Below are 20,716 nucleotides of genomic sequence, written 5' to 3'. Positions count from 1 at the left end.
CCTCAGAGCCGTCGGTGGGAAAGAGGATGCGGGTGTACATGCGTTCCTCTGCCAGTAGCTGCCCGTGGTAGGGCGACAAACAAACTATGGCGCAAGGGCCTGCCGGACTCGCTAGGCACTTGCCAGTAGCCGGACAGGACCGCTGCACACCATCTCGCGCAGGGCGGCGATCACCTGGTGCGGCGTTGCACGGTGACCGAACAGCGCCGGGCGTGACTGCACGATGCACAGGACAGCCAGCCGCTCCTCCCGTGACGCGAAGCGACAAGCCTCTTTCAGGGCATCGCCGGGGAACCGCGCATCGGCAAGCTCCACTGCCCGCTCAATGAGCGCGATGGCACGCACGGTCTCTGCATGGCCTCCCCTCGGACTCCAGGACAAAACGATTGTGCAGTGCAGCATCGCCAAGGCAACAGGCGCATTCTGTGGCGGCCCCGATCTACAGGCTCCCTGCTGAGCCAGGCCTTTTGTCACTGCTGCTGTGCCGCTCGAGAGCAGGACAGGAGTGCCGGCGCATGGACGTCGCGTCCAGGCGGCAGTCAGCACCTGGCCGGCCTGCCACGTCGAGGTGGCGCGTACCGGGCACTTGCCTAGATGGCAGGCAGGCGCAGTTGCTCCTGTCCCGTAGCAGTCTTGCGCGGTCGGCCGCGGCGCTTCGGTGTCGGCACCAGCCCCAGGTCGGTCGGCGTCAACTCGAACGCCCGCATGAGGTTGCGCACCTTCACCAGCGCCTCCAGCCGGGCGCCCTCTTCCATCTCGCGCAACTGGCTCTCGGCCTCGGCCAGTTCGGTGCGCAGTTCGGCAATGCGGGCCCTCAAGGATTCGGGCGTGGGCTTGGCCACCGGCTTGACCCAGCCGGTCGGGACGTCATCGGCCATGTACGTGCGGGAGGGTGCTTTCGGATTTTTAGGCGCAATGCAAAATGCACGAATTGTGGCCCGCTATTGGCGGCACGCAATCGGCTTACAGTGCCATGCAGCTAACTGATCCGACCTTCTGTCTTGCTTCGCCGGCTGACCAAACTGGTACCCGATCACGGTGCGGCTTCCAGGCCGGCAAGTTAGGAATGCTGGCCGCGGACCTTGCCCGGCATTGAAGCAGTTGGCGCGTGTGCTGCACGCGGCCACCTCGCATGCACCTCTGCGAGCCGCCGCTTGTCCCCATCCCTAAAAGCTGATCTCTGGCCCCTCCCGCTCGGGTGCGCGTTCCTCCATGGCTTGCCGCTCCAGCTCCAGCGCGATCAGCCTCTGCGGAGTAATCTCCGGAATGGAGTCTCCCCTCGCGACCATCTCGTCGACCTTGCGGTTCATGTCGGCAAGCAGCCTGCGCCGCAGTTCTTCGTCCTCGATGTGGCGCAAGTTCATGTACGCCACGAAGGCAAGCATGAACTGCTGTCTGCGCTTATCCATCTCTGCTCCGCTTTCTCGGTAGCGCTCCACGCGAAGTGGCTGGGACCATCGTAGTCCCGGCAGATCTGTTCTCGACGCACTCAGCTTATTCGCCAGATTCGGAAGTTGGCATTGTTGGTCGAGGTGTGCTTCTTGGATCCCACTGCGCTACAGCGATCCCGGCATCCTGCACGCATATCCGACCCTTCCTATCGAGTCCCCGCCTCGCGATGGATCCCACGTCGTCGCCTCAACGTGACCGGCGCTGCGGGCGCGTCGGCTCCTGCCTGACCGGCTGGACTTCGGCCTGCCGGGTTTGCCGCTCTCGTCGAGATTCAGCCAGGTGCTGCGCCATCGGCGTGCGCGCCAAGTAGGCCTTGATGTCGCGCGCGAGCTGCTGGTCCCGCGGATCGTCTGACTTGGCCAGCGCGTTGTGAACGTGCTTCCAGGCTGTGAGGGCAGCGAGCATCGTGTCTTCACGCAAGGCGACGTCGCTGCCGCGGCGCTTGCGCAGGCGCCCTTGTTCGGCAGCCTTGTCTTCCCATTGAACAGTGCTGGCCTTTGTCGCACCCCGCGTCGCACGGCGTGTCGCCCGGGCCTCGACGCCGCGCTGCCGCAGTTCGGCCGCGAACGTCTCGCGCCAGCGGTGCAGGTCGGCCTTGCGGGGGTTGAGCCGCTTGAAGTCGCTGTTGACGGTTCGCACGACCAGATGGACGTGCGGGTGCTCCTGATGGGCGTGGAAGGCCCACGCGTACTTGTGGCCCGGAAACTCGGCTTCTGCAAACGCCCGCACGGACGCCTGCAGCGTGGCCGCGTCCACCGTGCCACGGCACATGCCGGCTTCCATGTGGAAGGTTTCGCGCCACTTGCCGTCTTTCTCCGGGACGGTGCAGCTCGCATACTTGAACTGCTCGCCAAGGCCCATCGTGGCAGCCGCTCCCTCGTAGACGTCGCCCTGCTCGTCCTGCAGAGGCAGCATGTAGTCCTGGCTGACGTACTTGAGCACCTTGCGCACCTCACCCATGCTTTTCTGGTCGCTCAAGATCTTTACCATGACCTGGGGGTCGCACCGTGTCAGCGCCCGGATCTCGTCGCGGATCTCGCCGGCGTTGCGGCTTCCCAGCTTCAGGTTTGGATACGGGTCCTTCGCGCCCTTGAATCGCTGCGGCGCGTTTTCGAACAGCACTGCTCCCCACTGCAGCAGGACGCCGTCAACCGCGGGGCCCCTGGGCGTGCTGGTGATCGTCGGCATGCTCTGCCCTCCGCCGGCGCCCTGCCTTGCGCCGTGTGACTTCCAGGTGGTCGATGAGACTGGCCACCAGCGCGACATGATCGAGCGCGGCCCGCGCGGCCGCCTCGATGCGATCGCGGTCCTGGGCCTTGAACTCCCCGGGAGCGCCCTGCCCCATGGCGTTGAGCGAGCGAGCGATCTGGTTCAGGTTGACCCCGATTTTCACCAGCTGAAGGTTCGACTCGGCAAGCCGCTTCAGCGCCTCATGACCAATGAAGGCATCGCCGGCGTTGCGGCTCGTGGCCAGACGCCCCACGTACTCGGCTTGGGACAGGCCTTCGGCCAGCGCACCCTCCACCAGCGCCTGGCGCTCAAGGGACGAGAGCCAGACTGTCAGCTTGGCTCCGTCGTCATGAGGCCGCCGTGGAGAGACACGGGTGGACGGCCGGCCGGGCGCCTGCAGGGCGGCCTCGATGAGGGAGCGCACCCATGGGCCGGGCTGGCCGCTGCTCGCTTCAGCCATCCGCACTTTCAGGCCCCGCACATCGACCGTGAGCGTTTCGCGCTTGCGGGGTGTCGTCATGGCGCTGCCCACTCGTCGGCGCACACGAGCCGGGTGCCCTGGGTCGCCAAGGGGAATGAGGCAGGCAGCAAGGCGGGCAGGTCGGTCATGGCGGTGGCTCCGTAAGGGTCAAGCGCAGCGCACACCAAATACGGCGGACAGCCTATCCTGCCTTGTTTGATTTACGTGCTGTTGGAGCGTTACGCCGGCTTGCATCGCGTCGCACCAGATGCACTGAAACAGCCGCGGCACGGACGTTGTCGCCCGAGCCACCCATCGGCCTGGAAAGGGCTTTCTTGCCGGCATGGCTGCTTCGCACGCCGATGCCAGTTAGCCATGTCGGTACGGTGGCCGTTGAACCGCGTGGCGCCGGTGCCCTTGCGAAGGGCCGTTTTGAAATGTTGAGAGTCGATGGCGGCACCACGGCTCAGATGACCTAGCCCCGGCGCTGACAGCCGTGGCGCTCGCAGTGCAGAACCGTTCTCGCGGGCAGAGAGCACCACTTGACTGACCCCTGGTTCAGCCAAGCAGCTTCTTCACCGCCTTCTCCAGCTCGGCCCACCGCTCGCGCGGCAACGCGTTGGGGGCAAACCTGACCACGGCGCCATGGCCATCATCCGCGATCACCACTGGACAGCCGCCAGCCTTGAAACGTCGCTCAGAAGCCACCGACTTGGACTTTTGTGCCTGCCCCTTGCCGGGCTTGGCAGCGCCTGCTGCGCCAGCCTGAGCAGGGGGGTTCGATGATCGAACCCCCTCCAGGGCGGCGTCCGTAAGCCGCTTCAGAACCTGGGACGCTGGCATCAAATCGCCCCCCGCCAGTTCCTTGGCCGCCTCCATGACCGCCTCCGGCGCCTGCGCCACGGCGTCCTTCAGTGCCTTGGCGTCACTGAAGCGGATCTCGCGCGGCGAACCGAAGGCTGCGACGACCTCGGTCGGCAGCCGGGCGATGGCGATGGCATTGGACACGTCACCCTGACTGCGGCCGATGGCCCGCGCCAGCGCCAGCATGGAAGGAAACAGCCCGGACTCCAGCGCCCGCACGTACATCATTCCCTGCTCCCAGGCCGAGAGATTGGCTCTGGCGCGGTTCTCGCGCTCCATCTGTGCCCACAGCTGCTGGTCGCCCACCTCCTCGACCACTGCGGCCACTTCCACTCCGAGTTCCAGACAGGCCCGGTGGCGCCGGTGCCCGAAGACGATCTCGTAGCGCGCCTCGCCGGCTGGTTCCTTGAGCGGCCGGACCTTGATGGGCTGCACGTTGCCGCCGGCGCCCTGAATCTCCGTTTTCAGTTCCTCGAAGTCCGCGTCCTCGAACGAGGTCTCGTGACGGTTGACCCAGCGGCTGGCGCGGACGGTCCGGGGATCGAGCAGCAGCGGCTTGCCGTCCGGGACTCGCGGCCCTTCGAGAGCTGCGTCCAGGTCGAACGACAGATCGAGACTTGCAGTCCGTCTCATGCCATCACCCCCATGCGCACGCCGATGCGGTCCAGCACTGGGCGCAGTTCCTTCCACACATCCCGTGCCGCTGTCTTGTCTTTCCACTCATGCGGCAGCAGCCCTTCCGTGTGGCACTCCCGGATCACTTCGCGCTTCGGGATCCGGCAGATGTCCGCTGCGCTCTTGGGCTCATCCACCAGCGAGAACAGCCGCGAGAAGTACCCGGGATTGCCCAGCAGGTCGCTCATTCCTTTGGCCTGGTTCGGATTGCGCTCCACCATGTTGGGCAGGATGCCCAGGAAGGTCAGCTCGGGATTGAGCCGTTCCTTGATGCGCTCGATGCCGACCTGCGGGTCCTTGAGCAATTGGACGATGCCCCCGATGGACTGGTCGCTGAGCTGGATGGGTGACAGCACATGGCTTGCCGACACGAGCGCGGCCACCAAGCGGATGTCCACGCCGGGCGGCGTGTCGATCACGCACACATCGAAGCTCGCGCTCGCACGCCGCAGGGCCGAGCGGAAATTGTTGGCAAAGGCGTTGCGGTTCTCATGCTGCCGCTCCAGCTTCGCGAGCCCGGGGCCGGCGGGCACCAGCACGAACGGCGCCACGGGAACTGCGGCCTCGGGGTCGGTGAACAGCCTGTCCGCCGTGAGGTCGGCCACCACCGCCTTGCCCGAGCGCCGGATCGGCTTGGACAGGTGGCCCTGGTCGTCGATGTCGATGGCCAGGACACGCAGCCCACTCCAGGCCAGATGGCGAGCCTCCATGAACGAAAGCGCTGACTTGCCAACGCCACCCTTGCGCACTGCGACAGCGAGGATCTTCATGGGCGCCCTTTCGAGCCAAGGAACAACTGCAGGTCTTCAGGCAGGCCCGTGCGTCGTCCCAGTTGGTTGATGAGGGCTGCTTTCAATACGTGCCTGCCGTGTCTTGCACGGCGACTTTGGCGCGTCCGAGGCAGCCTGCGGCGTGGCCGCAATACACACCCTCTCTAAGTCTTTGATTTTGTTGAGATTGATAGTATCAACCTCGCACGCTCGTTCAGTGCGTGTTAGCCAGGACACGGCGAAAAGATTTCCCGTGCCGCTACGCCAGCGCGACCGCCGCACAGGCGATGCAGTGCCCAAAAGCCCTGCCCCTTCCTTGCCACGCGACTGCTGCGGCCCGGCTTCAGACACCACCGGACCGCACCAAGCCCCGTGTCGTGCCCTACTTGGACCCACCTGCTCTTTCCTTCAGCAGCGATTCGATGGCTGCGTACAGCGCCTCGGCCTCTTCCTCGCTGGCAAACGAGATGGCCACCAAGTTGGAGCGGCGTGAGAGTTCCGCGTACCGGAGCTTGCCTGCACGGATGGAGACCTTGACCGTCTGTACCGGCGCCTTGCGCTTGGTGCTCAGCTCGGCCTTGGCCCAGGCCAGCGCCTGCTTCTGACCCATCTCGCCGGCAGCAATCCGCTCGACCGCCTGGGTGGCCAGTGCCGCATTGACGCTAGCGATCTGCGCCAGCGGCGTGGTGGCGTTCGCACCAATGGCGCCGGGATGCGCGCGCAGCACCTGATGGATCGGCTCAGGCAGGTCGGCATAGGTCAGCAGTCTGGACACCAGCGCGGCGCTGATGCCGGCTTCCTGCGCCAGTTGCTCGCCCGTCATGCCCTTGGACGCCTTGCGCCGGGCGAAGCCGAGGTACTTCTGGTAGTCGGTAAGCGACGGCGCCAGCAGGTTGTCGTAGAAGACGATGCGCTCGGCCTCGTCATCGTCGGCCTGGCGCTGCACGGCCTCGATCTGCGCACGGCCGAGCAGCTCGTAGGCCGCGATGCGGTGCCGCCCGGCCAGGACTTCAGGCTTGCCGTCCTCCCGCACGCGGTACGAGATCGGCGTGGACAGCGGATTGGATTTGAGGTTTTCCGCCAGCTCCGCGACCTTGGCCGGATCCAGCTCGGTGGTCTGGTAGGGGCTCGGCTGGATCTCGCTGATCCACAGCAGCACCGGCGTGCCCGCACCTGCGGCCGCCTTGGGCTGCGCGAAGTCGAAGCTGGGCAGGCGCTTGCCCGCGGCCTCGAAGTCCTTGGGCGGCTGCCCCAGCAGGCCCGAGCGCTTCTTGATGCGAACTTCCGCGGTCATGCGCGCTCCTTGGCAGTGGCGGCGTCACCCGCTTGCTGCTTCTTCGAGGCGCGGCCACGTGGGTCTGGCTGCGCGGCCGGCTCGTCCGGCTCCGGCTGGGCGGCCTTCTTCATCGCGGCCCGCACGGCCGATGAGCCGCCTTGCCGGCGCGGCATGACTACCGGCGTGAGCCCGGCGAGCTGGATGTCGTAGGCGCCGATCACGGAGCGCGAGAGGTCGACCATTGCCCGGGCGGCCGGGCTGCTGGGCTCGCGCTCGATCACCGGGCCGCTGTCCTCCTCGTTCACCAGGGAAACCTGCCGCAGGAAGCCGGCCGCGGTGGGAATGATGTTCGAATCCAGCTTGCCGGGGTAGGCCGCGCGCAGCGTCTCCAGCGCATCGCGGCAGGCTGTGATCTGCGACGAGAACTTGTTGGCAACGATGCGCACGTCGAACGGCCGGTCCGGAAACGCCTCGTGCATCTCCTGCATGTTCGCGGCCAGCACTTCCATGGCCTTGATCGATTGGCCGTCCAGCATCACGACGGCCAGCAGGTGCGGCGCGGCATAGGCGAGGGCGTTGGACAGCTGCGTGGTGCCGGGCGCGCCGTCGATGATGATGGCGTCGTAGCGGCTGAAGACGTCCACGTGCGCGTTGAGCAGCTTGGCCACCAGCAGCTCGCGCCCCATCACGGACGTGAGCCACGTGTCGATGTCGGTGAGCGTGATGTCCGAGGCGATCAGGTCCAGCATCCCGTCCGAGTAGATGGGCCGGATCGCACCTTCCAGTTCCTCGCGGGTGAGCTTGTCTGTCTTGGATTCGTTGGCCTGGAGCAGGTGGCCGATGTGGGTGATGTCTTCCACCGCCCAGTCGATGCCCCACATCGTCGTGAGCGAAGCCTGCGGGTCCGCGTCGATCATCAGGACGCGGTGGCCCTGCATGGCGATGCAGGCCGCCAGGTTGGCGGCGACGGTGGTCTTGCCGGTTCCGCCCTTGGCCATGCGGACATTGATGATCGGCGGGATGGTGCGCGCCCGGGTGGGCTCCTCGAACACGTCCATCAGCCGTAGCCGGGCGTGCCGGATGTCGATGGCACGATAGGTGTTGTGGTAGCTCTCCTTCTCGCCATCACCGGGACGCGGCGGGACCAGGGTCCTGAACGTGGTGGACGCCCCGGACCAGCGGCAGAACTCCTGCGCGAGCTTGAGCTTGATGGTGCCTCTGGAAGTCATTATTTTGATGTCGTGTGGTTCATTTGGGCGCAGTGTAGATAACAGGCATGCTTTTCCAAAGAAAATTGATTGCGACTGCTGCCTAAAACACACAGGCTTCATCACCTCGGTGTGCGGGGGGCGCGGCCGGATGGAAGGAGCCAGGCGGGCTTGCAGCGCGCGACGCAAGCCGCCCGGTGGTGGCCTGCGTCGTGGAGTGGGGTCGTTTCGAGCTTGTGAAATCGCCAGAGCAGCAGCTGGATGGACGAATGCGGGCGGCAGTGCAATGCCTGGAGGTACTGCGCGGCGTGCCACGCGCGGCGGCCATCCAGGCCGGCGTGAGCCTGATCGACACCGACGAGTGCGACGACGCAAGCCTGCTGCTGCCCGCGATGCCCGTGGCACCGCACGGCGGCCAACTGGCGAGCACACCCGGGCACACTGGGCGGCGCGAACGTGCAGGAGCTCCTGTGATGGAACGTGTGGCCGTCCTCGACTTCAAGGCGCCTGTTCAAGGAGCGGCCCGTTGCTGCCCTGGCCACGCGACAACGTGGTGAGCCCACCGGCTCCATGGCGCCTTCATGCTGCCCGCGGGCGACACCCGGCTCTACATCCACGCCAGCGGCCTGGCCACGCACACGCGCGACATGCTGGAGCACCCACGCATGGGCCGGCTGGTCATGGCCGAGGCCTTCATGTGTGGCCTCGCAGAGTCTGGCCAAGCGCGTGCCGGCACCATCGGCCTGGATGCTTGGTCATATGCAGCGTTGACGTCGAGCGGGATGCTGTTCAGCCACACCTGCTCCAGGGGAAGGCCCCCGCAAGGAGTGTGTTGCCTGGGTTCGTCGTCCACGGCGTGTGAGGCTCACGAGCCGTATGCTGGGTCCCAGGGAGCCCGGCAGGGCGAGGAGTGCGGCCAAGACATGACACAAGAAGCTCGGACCGCCTGGCTCGAAGGATTCGCGGCCGGAGAGCTGGACAAGTACGGATGTCCTTACCGCCCTGGCACCGCAGAGGCCGACGCCTGGGAAGCGGGGTGGGGGCAAGGGCGCCTAAAGCGCAACGGCCAGCCATGCCGTGAAATGCCGTTGCCTTCCGAGGTTGACGAGCCGCCTGCTGAATCTTGAGTGTCGTCCCGTGGCGGTGGCATGTGGCCGGCACTCGTTTTCCCAGACTTGTTGTCGCACCCTAGCGCGGACCCAGTCGCTGGATCGCGTCACGCACAAGCGGCGCTGCATCGCCCACCGCCGGCACGCCTTGGCCTTCGAGCCAGGCATTGAGCTGGGCCGGTGTCGTCAGCCGCATCTGCGGCTCGAACGTCAGGCCACCGGGCATGACGACCGGCCGGGGCATGAAGCCGCTGCTGGTCAGCCCTTCACCCTTGATGAGCCAGCCCGGTTGCAGTCGAAGATCAGGCACGGCTGGCTCCTGCGCGCCCAGCGTCCGGTAGAACTGCCCGGCCTCCTTGACGTGCTCGATGCCTGCGCTGTCGGTACTTACCACGCTACCGGTTGATCGGTAATAGGCCTGGTTGTCGATGGCCGTGATCAGCCGCGGGGCATCTCCGCCTGGGGGATCGAAAATGACTGAAGGCGCCCGGTAGGCCGAAGGATCGACTGCCACCGAGGGCTCAGTGCGGATCGCCGGGTTGCTCGTCGGCCGAGCCATGAGCTCTCCGGATTGCACGCCAGAGCGGGCAGCACCACCTGTGACCACTTCGAAGTCCGCGCCCATGCCGTCGCTGGCGCGGGCAACGACGCGGGCCTGACCAGGCTCCATGCCCAGGGCCTGCAGCCGCCCGTCCCGGCCCGGCGCAACCTGGTAGGCCTTCGCATCGACCACCACGCCAGAGGGCTGTGGGGCGGCAGCAGGCGCCTTGGCGCCGGTGTCGGCTCCAACCTTGGCCGCCCGGATTTCGCCTTGCTGCACCAGCGCATTCTCAGCGCTTGCCAGGGCCCGGTTTTCCAGCGAACCGGCTGCGGCAGGCACGGCGGCGCCTGCCGCCCTTGTTTCCAGTGCCGGCGCGGCCAGCCCGGCCATGACGCCGATGACCGAGCCCATGCCGCCGTCAGGCCCGCCCGAGCTGGTCAGCATCGGGGCCACTTCCGACGCGACGAGTCCCTTGGCCAGCAGCGCCGGGTTGTCGATGAACAAGCCCGCAGGCAGGAAGCTGGTGGCCGCGGCCACCGTTCCCAGGCCAATGGCGTTGCCGATCCGGGCGGCGTTGTCCGTCGTGTTCCAACTGTGCAGCACCTGCGTGGAATCCGAGGCCTGCTGCTGCAGGAAGGCATTGGCAATCTGCCGTTGCGATTCGGGCGTGGCCGGCGGGATCGGCAGGCCCTTGCTGGTGTAGTGACTCAGGTTCCACCAGCGCGTGAAGCTCTCGAGCGTCCAGCCGTTGGTCTGCCCCGTACGGCGCGCCACGTCGGCAGGGGATTCGCGGTCGTGGATCTCGATGATCCCGGCATCCGCGTTGGCCACGCCGCCACTGCAAACCTGGGCATCGATTTCCGGATCGCTGCCGCACTGGTAGGCCGCGGCTGTGGACTCGATGACCACGCCGTCCTGCATCACGGTGTTCATCGACGCGACACTGGCCGGGAAGGCGGCCTGCCAATCGGCCAAGTCCTGGGGATAGCTTGCGCCGGAGGTTCCCGAAGCGCCGATGGGAGATGGCATGGCGAACTCCTCGCATGAGCGGCGAGCGCCCTGCCGTCGGCAGGGGAGGGTCGCGCCCTGACTCGCATTGAAAGCAGTGTCGCCAGCGGCGCCAAGCTGCGGCGTGCGCTAGCTGGGAACACCCCTAATCTTGCGCAAGCCTAAGGGAGTGGATTGGAAGGCCCGGGTTGCAGACCGGCGGCTGGCTCGCCTGTGCAGCGAGTGGGCAGCATGCGCTTGGCCAGCGCGTGAAAATCTCGTTGCCATGACAACTTTCTTTGCCACGATCTCAGTTCAGCCCCGTGAACAGGATCGACCCAAGGCCTGCCTCCAGGCGGCGCGACCGGCTCAATGTCGAGGTGAACACCACAGCCTGGCCGCCGCTGCGCACTGGCATGCGTTCGCGCCCATCGGTAGAGCTGGTGTTGATCTTCTGGTGAAGCACGCAGGACGGGACGTAGATGAAGCTGCTGGCGCCGGCCTCGGTTGTGAACTCCGGCTTCTTGCCTCGGCGCATGCGGGCGCGTCTGCGCACGGCGCAGGGATCGCACTTGATAGCCGCTGTGCCTGCGGCTTCGGCTGCTGATGGCCTCAATAGCGCTTGTTTGTTCTGGTCGAGCCGGTTGCAGATTGAGGCCCGAAGGATCGGGCTCCCCGCACGGAAGCTCGACGCAAAGCACAACAGCCTTGGTTCTGCGCTTTCCGGGTGCAGGAGCCGTCCGGGCTGCGGCAGGCAGCGGGTGTTCATGACTGCGCAGCGCGCCCATCGTGAAGCGCCAGCTTGGCGGCACGCAACGCTCCGCCAGAATTCGGCCCCATGCCTGCGCTGCGCCTGCCTCCCGTGCCTTTGTGGCTGCCGATCTGGCTCGCACTGGGGCTGGCTGGCGGTGCCGTCCTGGTGCGCTGGGACATCGCGCAGCGCCGCGAAGCCTTCCAGGACGGCGCCCGCGTCGCACACCGGCTGCTGAGCCAGCGCGCGGCGCAGCACGACGCCATCCTGGCGACGCTGGCGCTGCTGCCGGCCGCCTCTGCTGGCACGCCTGACGATTTGGCGCTGCGGCTGCCGCAGCTGTACCCGCAGCTGCTGGCCGTGCTGCGGCGCGAGCCGGGCCGCGCCTGGGACGACCCGGCCCTGGCTGCGGCCGAGGACAAGGCGCGCTTGCGGCGCGCAGCGGAAATCGCGGCCGTGGACGCGCGAGTCGGCCGCTACACGCTGGTGGTGCCGGCGGTGGGCGGCGGTGGCGGCGCCGCAGCGTTGCGCATTGACGCGCACCACCTGGTGTTGCCAGGAGAATGGCCGCTGCGCAACGGCCGCAGCCCGGCACGCGCAGTCCTCGTGCTCGGGCCGCACACGCTGGTGCTCGACCCCGGCCCACCGGCCGCGGCTCGGCCTGCGGGGCTGACGGCAGGCTTCACCTTCGCACAGGCACTGGCCTCGGCCAGCCAGCCTTTCGAGCTGCGGCTGCAGCAGGACACGGGGCCGGCGCAGTGGCCTTGGGGCCCGCTGCTGGCTTGGGCCCTGGCCAGCGGCGCGGGCCTGGCCAGCGCGTGGCAGTGGTGGCGCACCCGGCAGGAGCGCCAGCGCAGCGCCGAGCTCGCGCGGCTGGCGCAGGCAGCGCGGCTGGGCACGCTCGGGGGCATGGCGGCGGGGCTGGCGCACGAGGTCAACCAGCCGCTCACGGCCGTGCTCGCGGGCACGCGCACCGCGCTGCGGCTGCTGCCCGCGGGCCAGGCGCCCGAACCCGAGGACCTCGACACCGCGCGCCAGGCCCTGGAGCTCGCCGCTGCTCAGGCCCGCCGCGCGGCAGACGTGCTCGCGCGGCTGCGCCGCCTGGTCGAGCGCCCCGACGCCACGGCCGCCCCGCAGGCCATGCGGCTGGAAGCCTCGGTGGCAGCGCTGCTCGCATTGCTGGCGCCCGAGCTGCGCCGCCGTGGCGTGCGCGCGGAAGTGGCCGGACAGGCTCCGCCGGTGTGGGCCGACCCCGTGGCGTTGGAGCAGGTCGTCCACAACCTCGTCACCAACGCGCTGCAGGCGCTGGAGGACGCGCCGCCGCCTGCGCCCGAGACTGCCCACATCGTGCTGCAGGTGCAGGCCGACAACGCCGCGCGCCGGGCGCGGCTCGTGGTGCGGGACAATGGTCCCGGCATCGCGCCGCAGGCGCTGCCGCGGCTTTTCGAGCCCTTCTTCACCACGCGCCGCGGTGGCCTGGGCCTGGGGCTGCCGCTGTGCGAATCGCTTGCACAGGCCATGGGCGGGACCCTCTGCGCGCGCAACGCCGCGCCGCGCGGCGCCGAGTTCGTGCTGGAGCTTCCGCTCGCACCGGCTTCCTCACCCGATCCGTCCGGAACCATCTCCGCATGAACCCTGTTTCCCCGCTCATCCACCTGGTCGACGACGACGACGGCGTGCGCGCCGGCCTGGCGCTGCTCATCGGTACCGTGGGGCTGCGCGTGGCGCACTGGGGCGACCCGCAGGCCTTCCTCGATGGGTTCGACCGCGAGTCGGTGAGCGTGATCGTGCTGGACGTGCGCATGCCCGGCCTGTCGGGCATGACGGTGCTGCAGCTGCTGCGTGAACAGGGCGCGGACCAGCCGGTGGTCATGCTCACGGGCCACGGCACGGTGGACATGTGCCGCCGCGCCTTCAAGGCCGGTGCCGCGGAGTTCCTGGAGAAGCCCGTGGACGACGATGCGTTGCTGGAGGCGGTGCTCAACGGCGTGCGCGCGCACGTGCAGGGCCGCGCTCGCGAGGCCGCCGGGCGCGATGCGCGCGATCGCTACGCGCAGCTCTCGGCGCGCGAGCGCGAGGTGCTGGCCCTGGTGGTAGCCGGGCTCACGAGCAAGGAGATTGCGCGCGCGCTGGGGCTGTCCTCGCGCACCGTGGAGACGCACCGCGCGAACCTGGGCGAAAAGCTGCAGGTGCAGACGCTGGCGCAGCTCATCCGCCACTACGCCGCGCTGGTGGAGGCGCACGCCGCAGGCAGCACCCCGGGCACTGCGTAGATCTACGCAGCCACCGCGCGAGGCGCGCGGATGGTGGCCGGCGCAGCGAGTGCGAAGAATGCGAGGCACGGCAGGCGAGCTGCCGGCCCGCAACGCAACCACACCCGCCCAGGACCACCCGACATGAGCATCCCCGCCCGCATCGCCCGCCTTGCCCTCACTGCCGCTGCGCTCGCAACAGCCACGGGCCTGGTCAGCGCCCAGTCCGCGCCGCCTGCACCGGCCGTGCGCACCGAGCGCACCCTCTCCGCCGAGCTGGCCGGCCAGATCGCCGTCGCGGCCGTCGCGGCCTGCCAGGCCAACGGCCACGCGGTGGCTGCCACCGTGGTGGACCGCTCGGGCGGCGTGCGCGCCGTGCTGCGTGCCGACGCCGCGGGTTCCCACACGCTCGAAGCCAGCCGCCTCAAGGCCTACACGAGCGCCTCGGCCAGGAACGCCACGCTGGCGATGATGGACAGCGCGCAGAAGAACCCGGGCGCTGCCAATCTCGTCAACATCCCTGGCTTCCTGCTGCTGGGCGGCGGCGTGCCGGTGAAGGCCGGCAACGAGGTCATCGGCGCCGTGGGCGTGGGCGGCGCGCCCGGCGGCCACCTCGACGAGCAGTGCGCGCTGGCGGCCCTGGAGAAGATCAAGACGCAGCTGCAGTGAACGCACGCCAAAGTGGCGGCACAGTCTTTCCATCCCGGCAAGACATCGGCGAATTGCCTTGGCAAGGATCCAGCCGTCGGCACGCTGTCTCCCGTGATCGATCCGGTCACTGCGTTCTGGCGAGGCATGGCAGTCGTCACTGACCTGGGCACAGCCCGTTTTGGGGCGTGCGTGACGTGCGGCCGGCACGGGTCTTCTCCTGGCTGCTGTACCGCGCAGGGCGTCCGCAACAATGGAGCCGCACGGCTGAGGGGACACGCTGAAGGCAGCACTGGGGCTTCTGCCCCCCAGGCTGCGACCAGCCGCTGGCAAGGACAGGCCTGCAGTGGGCGCACATGGAAGCGGCCGCAACGACACGGGGCAGGGCCGGCAACAGCACCGCCGCAGCGCACTCAGGTGCCGAGTGCATTGGGACAACGCCTACTTCAGCAGTCCCTCGGCGCGCAGCGCATCCTGCACGCGCGGCGCGCTGCGCCACTCGCGCGAGATAGGCCTTGAGGCCCGGGTAGGGCGCCAGCGTCATCATCAGGAAGTTGGCCCAGTTGACGATGGTGTAGGCATAGGCATCGGCGATGTGCTCGCGCACGCCTTGGCTTGGTCCCGCACGGTCGTGGCCGCGGCGACCAGCGTGCCGAACTGCTCCTCGATCAGCATCACAGTGATGACGTTCATCGGGATCTCCACTGCGTTCAATTCCAGCCATGGGCACTGCGCAACGGTGCCAAGCCACTGCCGAACGCTGGCTGAGCAGCAGTGAGGCCGGGGAGCTCCTGGAGCACGGCCATCCAAACGGCGGGGCAAGGGTGGAAACAGCCTACCGCGGTTGCCTGCCCCGGCACCGCAGTAGCCACCGCCTGCCAATGCACGGTGCGCTTGGTCCGGTTGCTCGGCGGCGATGCGCACGAGCTTGACGCCGATCTCCGAGGAGGGAGTGGCAGCGCCACGGTACCTGCAGCGACATGACGGCGGCGTCCATCTCGAAGGCCTTGCGCGATGCAACCCGTCCATCACCAACCGCGCTTGCTGGCCGTCACGTGCCAGGGCCCCGATCTGGCCGAAGTACACGTGTGCCTCCGGCCAGGACCTAAAGCCGATGGCCTGCACGACACCTGTGGCAGCGAAGCAGTGCGCGTTCCCAGCGTGCACTGAACTCCGCTCTCGTCGGCTTGCCAGCCAGCGGCGGTGAGGCCTGTCCTGGGAACGGAAACCGGGAGGAACATCAAACGCGCACGCTTGCGTTATTCACTTTCTTAATATGTTCCATGTCAAGATTTCAATTGCATTGATTGGGTGAAAACCCTAATCTTCAGTGCATCGAAGTTCTGAAGTTTCCAAAAGGCTCCACATGACCACCATCACAGTCTCCGCCTACAGCCGCACCGCGCCGCGGGGTGCCGTGGTCGCGGCCGAAGTCTTCACCCAGGTGCTGAACGGTCTGCGCGGAGTGCTTGCCCAGGCCTCCCGCGGGCCGCGTGGCGAGGTGGTTGGACGCAAGCTGCGCAGCGCTTTTCCTGCATAAGGAGTAAACCCCGTGCGTGCGTCGGCTGCATCGGCACGCGGCCACCGGCTGTTGTCAACTCAACAACATCTCGGCTGACAGCTCAAGCCACCCAGGCTTGGCAATGCCTGGTGACGCGCACTGCGCGCATGCGGCCACCATCCATTTACACAGGACGTTCGGGCCCCACCAGGGCCCAAAGCTCCACCTGCCTTGCCCACGGCAGCGACACCATTTGCAATGTGGCATGGTGTCCCGGGGCGGGATGGACGACGCCAGGGGCCGGCCCGTGGCGCTGTTGACCTTCAACGACGAGGTTGCCGCCGGCGCGCAGGAACTGCGGCTGTCGCTGTTCAGGCTGCTGGTACGCGACGTCAAGCCGGTCTTTCCGCTGACGCTGCGCGACGTCGAAGCCTTCCTGCTCCGGCCAGCTGCCTTCCCGACCGCTCGCTGATGAAGCGCCGCACCGGGACGCTCCACGCGAGCGCACGCCATTCGCTGGATACCTTCTAGCCGGCCGAATGGCAAGGCGAGGAGCGTGGCCGGTACCTTGAGCAGATGCATCGGGACGTCGACGAGGCACAGGCCAAGGTCACGCAGCTCGAAACACGGCGCTGAAGCGCAACGTCCCCCGTTCCGGGCCCTGTTTCCGCTCGGGGCTCCGGTCGCATGGGTGCGGCCCGCAGCACTTGAGGACTGACGCAGTACCGGGCAGCGCAGGCTACGATGGCGGCCTGCATCAAGCACCGCAAAGACGGTAGTGGCCAAGCGGCAGGGCGCCAACGAACACGCTGGCAGGTGCCGCCGTGATGCGCTGCAAGGCCAGAGCTGTGAACAGCGGGAAGGCGACGACACAGCCGAAAGCCACCACTGCCAGGGGGACAAGCTCCTGCCGGGCCGGGCCGGGCGGCGCTGGCGCCCTGCGAGCAGCAAGCCGGTGCCCAGCAGCGCGGCCAGCACGGCCCGCGCGCCGGTGAGGAAGACCGGGTGGAAGTCCGCCACGGCCCCTCGGGTTGCCGGCAGCGAGCCGCTGAAAACCAATACACCGGCCAGGCCGTTCAACCAGCCACACGTCGTCCGTTCCAATCGAGGCTCCATGACCACTCCCGCCGCCTACGCGCCATCGGCGCGTGAGGCGGCGTGAGTGGTCATGCGCGCACTGAGAAAGCTGGCGTGCTGAACGTGACCCGCACACGCACCACCAAAGAACGCCAGATAAGTTGGCTCAGGATCGCCCAGCCCGGAGCGTTGCTGGCCGGGATAGACGGCGGGATCGAGGCCCCGCAGCTCGATCCATCACTTTTGTCCGCGCCAAGATGGAGCCCGACCGGGTGGCCGGTGCCCTGCGTTTCGCCGCTTCCGATTTCATCGAACTTGTCGCCGCGCCAGACATAGACCAGGAGCAAAGGCCTGGGGAGTTCGGGTGACGGCGTTTCGGGAAGCGGGGGCAGGTCTTCGGGCACGAAACCACCCTGCACTGCAGAGCGATCAAGATCAAGTCTCGCCAGACCGAAAACTAACAACCTTGCCGCCGGAATCAGCCAAACACTCCCCCGGCAGTCCTTGCTGGACCATCCACCCCTCCAGCGTCGCCACAGGGGGCTCAGGAAGCCCGGGAAAGCGTTGGCCGGTGCCGCTCCCCTGACTTTTCAAGTGAAACCCGCTCCCCGGCCTTCCTGGAGGCCCGGCAGCCCCTTCTTCGTGTTGGCAGGAGCGGACACGAAGCGGCCGCCGGGCCTGTATTCCTAACGGCCCGGCCTCAGAGCGGTCTGGAGAGGTCTTGCCAGGCGGCCTGAGGCAAGGTGGGACAAACTGTGCGGCAGGCCTCGCCAGCACCGGCGCGACAGCCAATGAAACCACCTGTCTAAGGCGCGGGTCGTTTGGTAGCACAGGCGTGAGACCTTTCCAGCACAGAAGAACCCACTTTGGAGCTCGGTAACCGGTCTCGATAACCAGACGCACAGAAACGCCCACTTTGGATTGCAGTTCTAAGAGCGGCAGAACAGCAACTGGTCGCAACCAGCGTTTTCACGTGCCGGCTACGCCTCCCCGGTGCGAATGACCGCAGTACGGCAGTCGCCATCCCTGGCCGGGCAAAGTGGTACTGAATGTGCGGAAGCCCAGGACGAGAGGTCGAAAGGCGCTCGACAGCGCTCCCGCCCGAGTAGCCGAAGCTGTCCGCGCCAAGCTCCGTTGATCCGGTGACCGGAGCAAAGTGGTACCAACTGTGCGACAGGGGTCAGGAGAGCCTTCTGCGGGCGCGTGCCGTTTGTTCAGCTGGACCTCAATGCGTGGGGTTGCCCGAGGAAAAGTGGTACTGACTGTGCAGCACACTGCGTCCCGCCGGATCGCGTGCGCTCGGCAGCGCTGCAGTGCGTGTAGCCTATCAAGGTGGTACTGACTGTGCGGCATGTCTTGAGAGTCGCGGGCAAACCCACGCCGAGGCTCGGCCGCTCCTCGACAGACGGGCCGCGCCTATCGGTCAAAGTGGTACTGAATGTGCGGCAGGCGCCGGATCGGTGCGGTTGGGTACACGCCTTGGCCTGAGCAGCCCCCTGTGGACGGGGCCTGCCAAGGCAAGGTGGTACTGACTGTGCAGAGAAGAGTCCGGTGATCGGGGCACCACCGCTAAAGCCACCGCGCGCCCAGGACACCGAACATCCCACCTTGCCCCTGGGCTGTGAGCTGCTCTCGCACAGAGAAGCCCACCTTGGCCCTGGGCAAAGGCTTCCGAGACCATGCCCTGAGCGCAGTGATTGCGTGTTTGCACGGCACGCCTATGGCCCTGGCGGGCTCAGCGCAGCCAATCTTGCCGTCTGCCAGCCACGCGGAACTCTTCCCTCCTCCTGGTCAGCCATATTCCTGCAGCCTGCCAGTTGCCGTCGCCGTTCAACCTGCAGGCGCATCCTCGGTGCAAGCAGTCTGTACCGGGCCGTCTCCGCATGACGGGTCCAGTGTCCGCATTTGTCGCAAGGCGAGATTCGAGTAGCAAGCAAGCATATTTAATAGCAAGCCAGCATTTCAGAGGTCAAAAATTCTTTATAAATCAAAGACTTGCGAGAGGAAAAGTGGGTGTATCTGTGCGGATTTGAAGGCAAGGTGGGCTCTTCTGTGGTGGATAACCGGGCAAGGTGGGTTCTTCTGTGAAAAGGAAAGTGGGACTTTCTGTGCACCAAAGTGGGTGCTTCTGTGCAAGGTGGTGCTTTCTGTGCGCGCGCAGTTAAACGGCTGACAGCACTGAGCTTTTCATGGTTGTCCACATCAAGGTGGGCTCTTGTGTGCGGGGCATACCGGCTGGCGCTGCCGGTCACCGCGGCCAGGGGCCGGGACACCTCTGCGGCATCGCCTGCGCCTGAAGGCCGGTGTTGTTTCAATGGGCAAAGTGATGGTTGCTGTTGACCGGTTCCCACTTTGTCCCTAGCCTCGCGGCCTACTACCACTTTCGAGCCGTTGAGTGTCATGGCCGAGATCACGCCTGCCGGGGACGTAGTCGGCGAGCAGTACGCGCTGCTTCTCTTCGAGGAGACCATTGGCCGCAAGGGGCGTACCGCCACCATCGCCGATGCCGAAAGCGACATCGCGTTTCCGAAGAACAACGTCTTCGTCGACATCTCCGGGGTCGGGGTGCTGGCCCGCCGCGGTCTCAACGTGATGAACTACCTGGCGTGCAACGCGCCGCTGGAGCAGCTGGAGTTCGACTGCGACGTCGACCTGTTCAAGTTCCTCATCAACTACGCGAGCCGCAACCACCAGCAGCTCGTCAAGTCCCTGCGCGAGACCCAGAAGACCAGCGTGGTCGTCATGCGCGAGCGGCCTGACGGGCAGGGCGGCAATCCGGAATTCGTCTCCATCCCGCTGGTGGGCCTGGTAGGCGTTGCCAACGGCCGCGTGTACTTCAAGTTCGACCCGGCCATCCGCAAGCTGCACAAGGACCCGCGCGGCTACACGTTCCTGTCGCTGCGCACGACGTCGAGCTTCAAGTCGAGCTTCGCGCACGCCCTGTACGAGAAGCTCAAGTCCATTGCCTACCGCGGCTCGCCCACCGAGTGGCTGACGCTGCAGGAGGCGCGCGTCTGGCTGGATGCGAAGGACTCGAAGTACATGGACGAGTTCAAGGAGTTCCGCCGCGTCGCCCTGGGGGTCGCCGTTCAGCAGATCAACGAGCTCTCCGACCTGTACGTCGAGTACGAAACCAAGAACGTCCCGGGCTCCAAAAAGATCTCCCACATCCGCTTCGTCTTCCGGGAGCAGGAGGGGGCGATGGTCGTGCAGTCAATGCACCAAACGGAAGCCCGCAAGACCATCTACGACACGCTGCGCGGCGAGTTCGGCATCGGCGCCGTCGATTTCCAGGCCATCACGGCGAACTCCGAGAAGTACACGCCCGAGCGGCTACAGGCTGCCATCGACTTCGTGCGCCACCGCATGGCCAACCACGGCCGCGGCAAGAAGGTTCAGTTCCCGGGACGGCTGTTCATGAAGGCGCTGGAGGAGGGCTGGACTGTGCCGACGGCGGAACTTGCCGCGGACGCGGTCGTGAAGCCGGCTCCTGCCGTTGTCCCGAAGGCCCCTCGTGCCGTCGCCAAGCGCGCGAGCAGCGAGGAGGGCCCCCAGACGGAAGCATTGCGCCGCGAGTTCGAGCTCGCTGGCGAGGAGGGCTTCAGGCAGTACCTGAAGTGCGACGCCAGGCAGCGCACGGATCTCTGGGCCTCCTTCACGCGCACGGCCCACTTCAGGGTGCTGCGCGCGCAGCTCCAGCTCGACAAGGACCAGGTGCCCTACGAGCAGCTGGTGACCAGCGAACGGTTGCGGCAGTCCTTCGGCAAGCACGTGCTCGACGCGCAGAAGAAGGCGGCCAAGAAGCCGAACGCATCCACGCAGGCCGAACTGGGGCTGGGTTGAGCTGCTTCGTACGCAATTCCGGGTAGCAATCTCTGAGGTGGGTCTGATCAGCTTGCGCGGCAAACTCTGTCG

At 66.9% G+C, this 20,716-nt stretch carries 19 protein-coding genes and 1 pseudogene; 6 read left to right on the top strand and 14 right to left on the bottom strand.

Annotated elements, in window-relative coordinates; translation table 11 throughout:
* Positions 1–111: 111 nt before the first annotated feature.
* The 11 genes from H537_RS0109995 to H537_RS52520 form a co-directional block, all read right to left on the bottom strand.
* Positions 112–345, bottom strand: a complete 234-nt coding sequence (locus H537_RS0109995; protein WP_028997805.1) for a hypothetical protein — start codon at positions 343–345, stop codon at positions 112–114.
* Between the two features lie 245 nt (positions 346–590).
* The gene (locus tag H537_RS0109990; protein WP_028997804.1) at positions 591–878 is read right to left on the bottom strand and encodes an H-NS histone family protein; all 288 of its coding nucleotides are present in this window, start codon (positions 876–878) and stop codon (positions 591–593) included.
* A 288-nt stretch (positions 879–1,166) separates the two neighbouring features.
* Positions 1,167–1,409 carry a hypothetical protein gene (locus H537_RS0109985; RefSeq protein ID WP_028997803.1) on the bottom strand — a complete coding sequence of 81 codons (243 nt, stop codon included), beginning with the start codon at positions 1,407–1,409 and terminating at the stop codon, positions 1,167–1,169.
* A gap of 229 nt (positions 1,410–1,638) precedes the next feature.
* Positions 1,639–2,640 (bottom strand): relaxase/mobilization nuclease domain-containing protein, encoded by a 1,002-nt coding sequence (locus H537_RS42145; protein WP_051242310.1) that lies wholly within the window; start codon positions 2,638–2,640, stop codon positions 1,639–1,641.
* On the bottom strand, positions 2,600–3,202 hold the full coding sequence (mobC, locus tag H537_RS0109975) for a plasmid mobilization relaxosome protein MobC (RefSeq protein WP_156901584.1): 603 nt from the start codon (positions 3,200–3,202) through the stop codon (positions 2,600–2,602). Before mobC ends, H537_RS42145 begins: the two co-directional genes overlap by 41 nt.
* Before the next feature lie 498 nt (positions 3,203–3,700).
* Positions 3,701–4,639, bottom strand: coding sequence for a ParB/RepB/Spo0J family partition protein (locus tag H537_RS42140; RefSeq protein ID WP_051242308.1), 939 nt, complete (start codon positions 4,637–4,639; stop codon positions 3,701–3,703).
* Positions 4,636–5,451 carry a ParA family protein gene (locus H537_RS0109955; protein WP_028997801.1) on the bottom strand — a complete coding sequence of 272 codons (816 nt, stop codon included), beginning with the start codon at positions 5,449–5,451 and terminating at the stop codon, positions 4,636–4,638. Before H537_RS0109955 ends, H537_RS42140 begins: the two co-directional genes overlap by 4 nt.
* Positions 5,452–5,833: 382 nt before the next feature.
* On the bottom strand, positions 5,834–6,745 hold the full coding sequence (locus H537_RS0109950) for a ParB/RepB/Spo0J family partition protein (protein ID WP_028997800.1): 912 nt from the start codon (positions 6,743–6,745) through the stop codon (positions 5,834–5,836).
* A complete protein-coding gene (locus H537_RS42135) occupies positions 6,742–7,956 on the bottom strand; it encodes a ParA family protein (RefSeq protein WP_051242304.1) in 1,215 nt (404 codons plus the stop codon). The genes H537_RS0109950 and H537_RS42135 overlap by 4 nt, the downstream gene beginning before the upstream one ends.
* A 1,167-nt stretch (positions 7,957–9,123) precedes the next feature.
* Positions 9,124–10,506 (bottom strand): hypothetical protein, encoded by a 1,383-nt coding sequence (locus H537_RS0109935; protein WP_028997798.1) that lies wholly within the window; start codon positions 10,504–10,506, stop codon positions 9,124–9,126.
* Between the two features lie 376 nt (positions 10,507–10,882).
* A complete protein-coding gene (locus H537_RS52520; protein ID WP_156901583.1) occupies positions 10,883–11,341 on the bottom strand; it encodes a cupin domain-containing protein in 459 nt (152 codons plus the stop codon).
* 69 nt (positions 11,342–11,410) lie between these two features.
* Here H537_RS52520 and H537_RS0109925 point away from each other — a divergent pair, with 69 nt between their 5' ends.
* The 3 genes from H537_RS0109925 to H537_RS0109915 all read left to right on the top strand — a co-directional run bounded on the left by H537_RS0109925 (position 11,411) and on the right by H537_RS0109915 (position 14,244).
* Positions 11,411–12,955, top strand: a complete 1,545-nt coding sequence (locus tag H537_RS0109925; protein WP_064735939.1) for an ATP-binding protein — start codon at positions 11,411–11,413, stop codon at positions 12,953–12,955.
* Positions 12,952–13,596 carry a response regulator transcription factor gene (locus tag H537_RS0109920; protein WP_028997796.1) on the top strand — a complete coding sequence of 215 codons (645 nt, stop codon included), beginning with the start codon at positions 12,952–12,954 and terminating at the stop codon, positions 13,594–13,596. Before H537_RS0109925 ends, H537_RS0109920 begins: the two co-directional genes overlap by 4 nt.
* Before the next feature lie 123 nt (positions 13,597–13,719).
* On the top strand, positions 13,720–14,244 hold the full coding sequence (locus H537_RS0109915; RefSeq protein ID WP_028997795.1) for a GlcG/HbpS family heme-binding protein: 525 nt from the start codon (positions 13,720–13,722) through the stop codon (positions 14,242–14,244).
* Between the two features lie 525 nt (positions 14,245–14,769).
* Here H537_RS0109915 and H537_RS52515 read toward each other — a convergent pair.
* Complete coding sequence (locus H537_RS52515; RefSeq protein WP_156901582.1) at positions 14,770–14,916, bottom strand: hypothetical protein; 147 nt, start codon at positions 14,914–14,916, stop codon at positions 14,770–14,772.
* 673 nt (positions 14,917–15,589) lie between these two features.
* On the opposite strand from H537_RS52515, the gene H537_RS52510 reads away from it, so the two are divergent.
* Positions 15,590–15,763, top strand: coding sequence for a hypothetical protein (locus tag H537_RS52510; protein ID WP_156901581.1), 174 nt, complete (start codon positions 15,590–15,592; stop codon positions 15,761–15,763).
* 268 nt (positions 15,764–16,031) lie between these two features.
* Positions 16,032–16,196 (top strand): hypothetical protein, encoded by a 165-nt coding sequence (locus tag H537_RS0109900; RefSeq protein WP_156901580.1) that lies wholly within the window; start codon positions 16,032–16,034, stop codon positions 16,194–16,196.
* A gap of 278 nt (positions 16,197–16,474) precedes the next feature.
* Here H537_RS0109900 and H537_RS55505 read toward each other — a convergent pair.
* Positions 16,475–16,828, bottom strand: a pseudogene (locus H537_RS55505) (EamA family transporter); the annotation flags it as partial.
* 62 nt (positions 16,829–16,890) lie between these two features.
* A complete protein-coding gene (locus tag H537_RS52505; protein WP_156901579.1) occupies positions 16,891–17,205 on the bottom strand; it encodes a hypothetical protein in 315 nt (104 codons plus the stop codon).
* A 1,996-nt stretch (positions 17,206–19,201) separates the two neighbouring features.
* Between H537_RS52505 and H537_RS0109890 the strand changes: the two genes are divergently transcribed.
* Positions 19,202–20,644: a replication initiation protein gene (locus H537_RS0109890; RefSeq protein WP_028997793.1), complete on the top strand. Its 1,443-nt coding sequence runs from the start codon at positions 19,202–19,204 to the stop codon at positions 20,642–20,644.
* Positions 20,645–20,716 lie beyond the last annotated feature (72 nt).

The organism is Azohydromonas australica DSM 1124 (assembly GCF_000430725.1).
In the GTDB taxonomy this organism is placed as follows: Bacteria; Pseudomonadota; Gammaproteobacteria; order Burkholderiales; family Burkholderiaceae_C; genus Azohydromonas; species Azohydromonas australica.
This window is presented reverse-complemented; position numbering and strand designations above follow the sequence as displayed.

Bases quoted from the DNA above. Each gene is read 5' to 3' on its own strand.
- H537_RS0109890 (WP_028997793.1), top strand. From the start codon at position 19,202: ATGGCCGAGATCACGCCTGCCGGGGACGTAGTCGGCGAGCAGTACGCG.
- H537_RS42145 (WP_051242310.1), bottom strand. From the start codon at position 2,640: ATGCCGACGATCACCAGCACGCCCAGGGGCCCCGCGGTTGACGGCGTC.
- H537_RS0109935 (WP_028997798.1), bottom strand. From the start codon at position 10,506: ATGCAGGACGGCGTGGTCATCGAGTCCACAGCCGCGGCCTACCAGTGC.
- H537_RS0109950 (WP_028997800.1), bottom strand. From the start codon at position 6,745: ATGACCGCGGAAGTTCGCATCAAGAAGCGCTCGGGCCTGCTGGGGCAG.
- H537_RS42140 (WP_051242308.1), bottom strand. From the start codon at position 4,639: ATGAGACGGACTGCAAGTCTCGATCTGTCGTTCGACCTGGACGCAGCT.
- H537_RS52520 (WP_156901583.1), bottom strand. From the start codon at position 11,341: ATGAACACCCGCTGCCTGCCGCAGCCCGGACGGCTCCTGCACCCGGAA.
- H537_RS0109915 (WP_028997795.1), top strand. From the start codon at position 13,720: ATGAGCATCCCCGCCCGCATCGCCCGCCTTGCCCTCACTGCCGCTGCG.
- H537_RS0109920 (WP_028997796.1), top strand. From the start codon at position 12,952: ATGAACCCTGTTTCCCCGCTCATCCACCTGGTCGACGACGACGACGGC.
- H537_RS0109985 (WP_028997803.1), bottom strand. From the start codon at position 1,409: ATGGATAAGCGCAGACAGCAGTTCATGCTTGCCTTCGTGGCGTACATG.
- H537_RS0109925 (WP_064735939.1), top strand. From the start codon at position 11,411: ATGCCTGCGCTGCGCCTGCCTCCCGTGCCTTTGTGGCTGCCGATCTGG.
- H537_RS52515 (WP_156901582.1), bottom strand. From the start codon at position 14,916: ATGAACGTCATCACTGTGATGCTGATCGAGGAGCAGTTCGGCACGCTG.
- H537_RS42135 (WP_051242304.1), bottom strand. From the start codon at position 7,956: ATGACTTCCAGAGGCACCATCAAGCTCAAGCTCGCGCAGGAGTTCTGC.
- mobC (WP_156901584.1), bottom strand. From the start codon at position 3,202: ATGACGACACCCCGCAAGCGCGAAACGCTCACGGTCGATGTGCGGGGC.
- H537_RS52510 (WP_156901581.1), top strand. From the start codon at position 15,590: ATGACCACCATCACAGTCTCCGCCTACAGCCGCACCGCGCCGCGGGGT.
- H537_RS0109990 (WP_028997804.1), bottom strand. From the start codon at position 878: ATGGCCGATGACGTCCCGACCGGCTGGGTCAAGCCGGTGGCCAAGCCC.
- H537_RS0109955 (WP_028997801.1), bottom strand. From the start codon at position 5,451: ATGAAGATCCTCGCTGTCGCAGTGCGCAAGGGTGGCGTTGGCAAGTCA.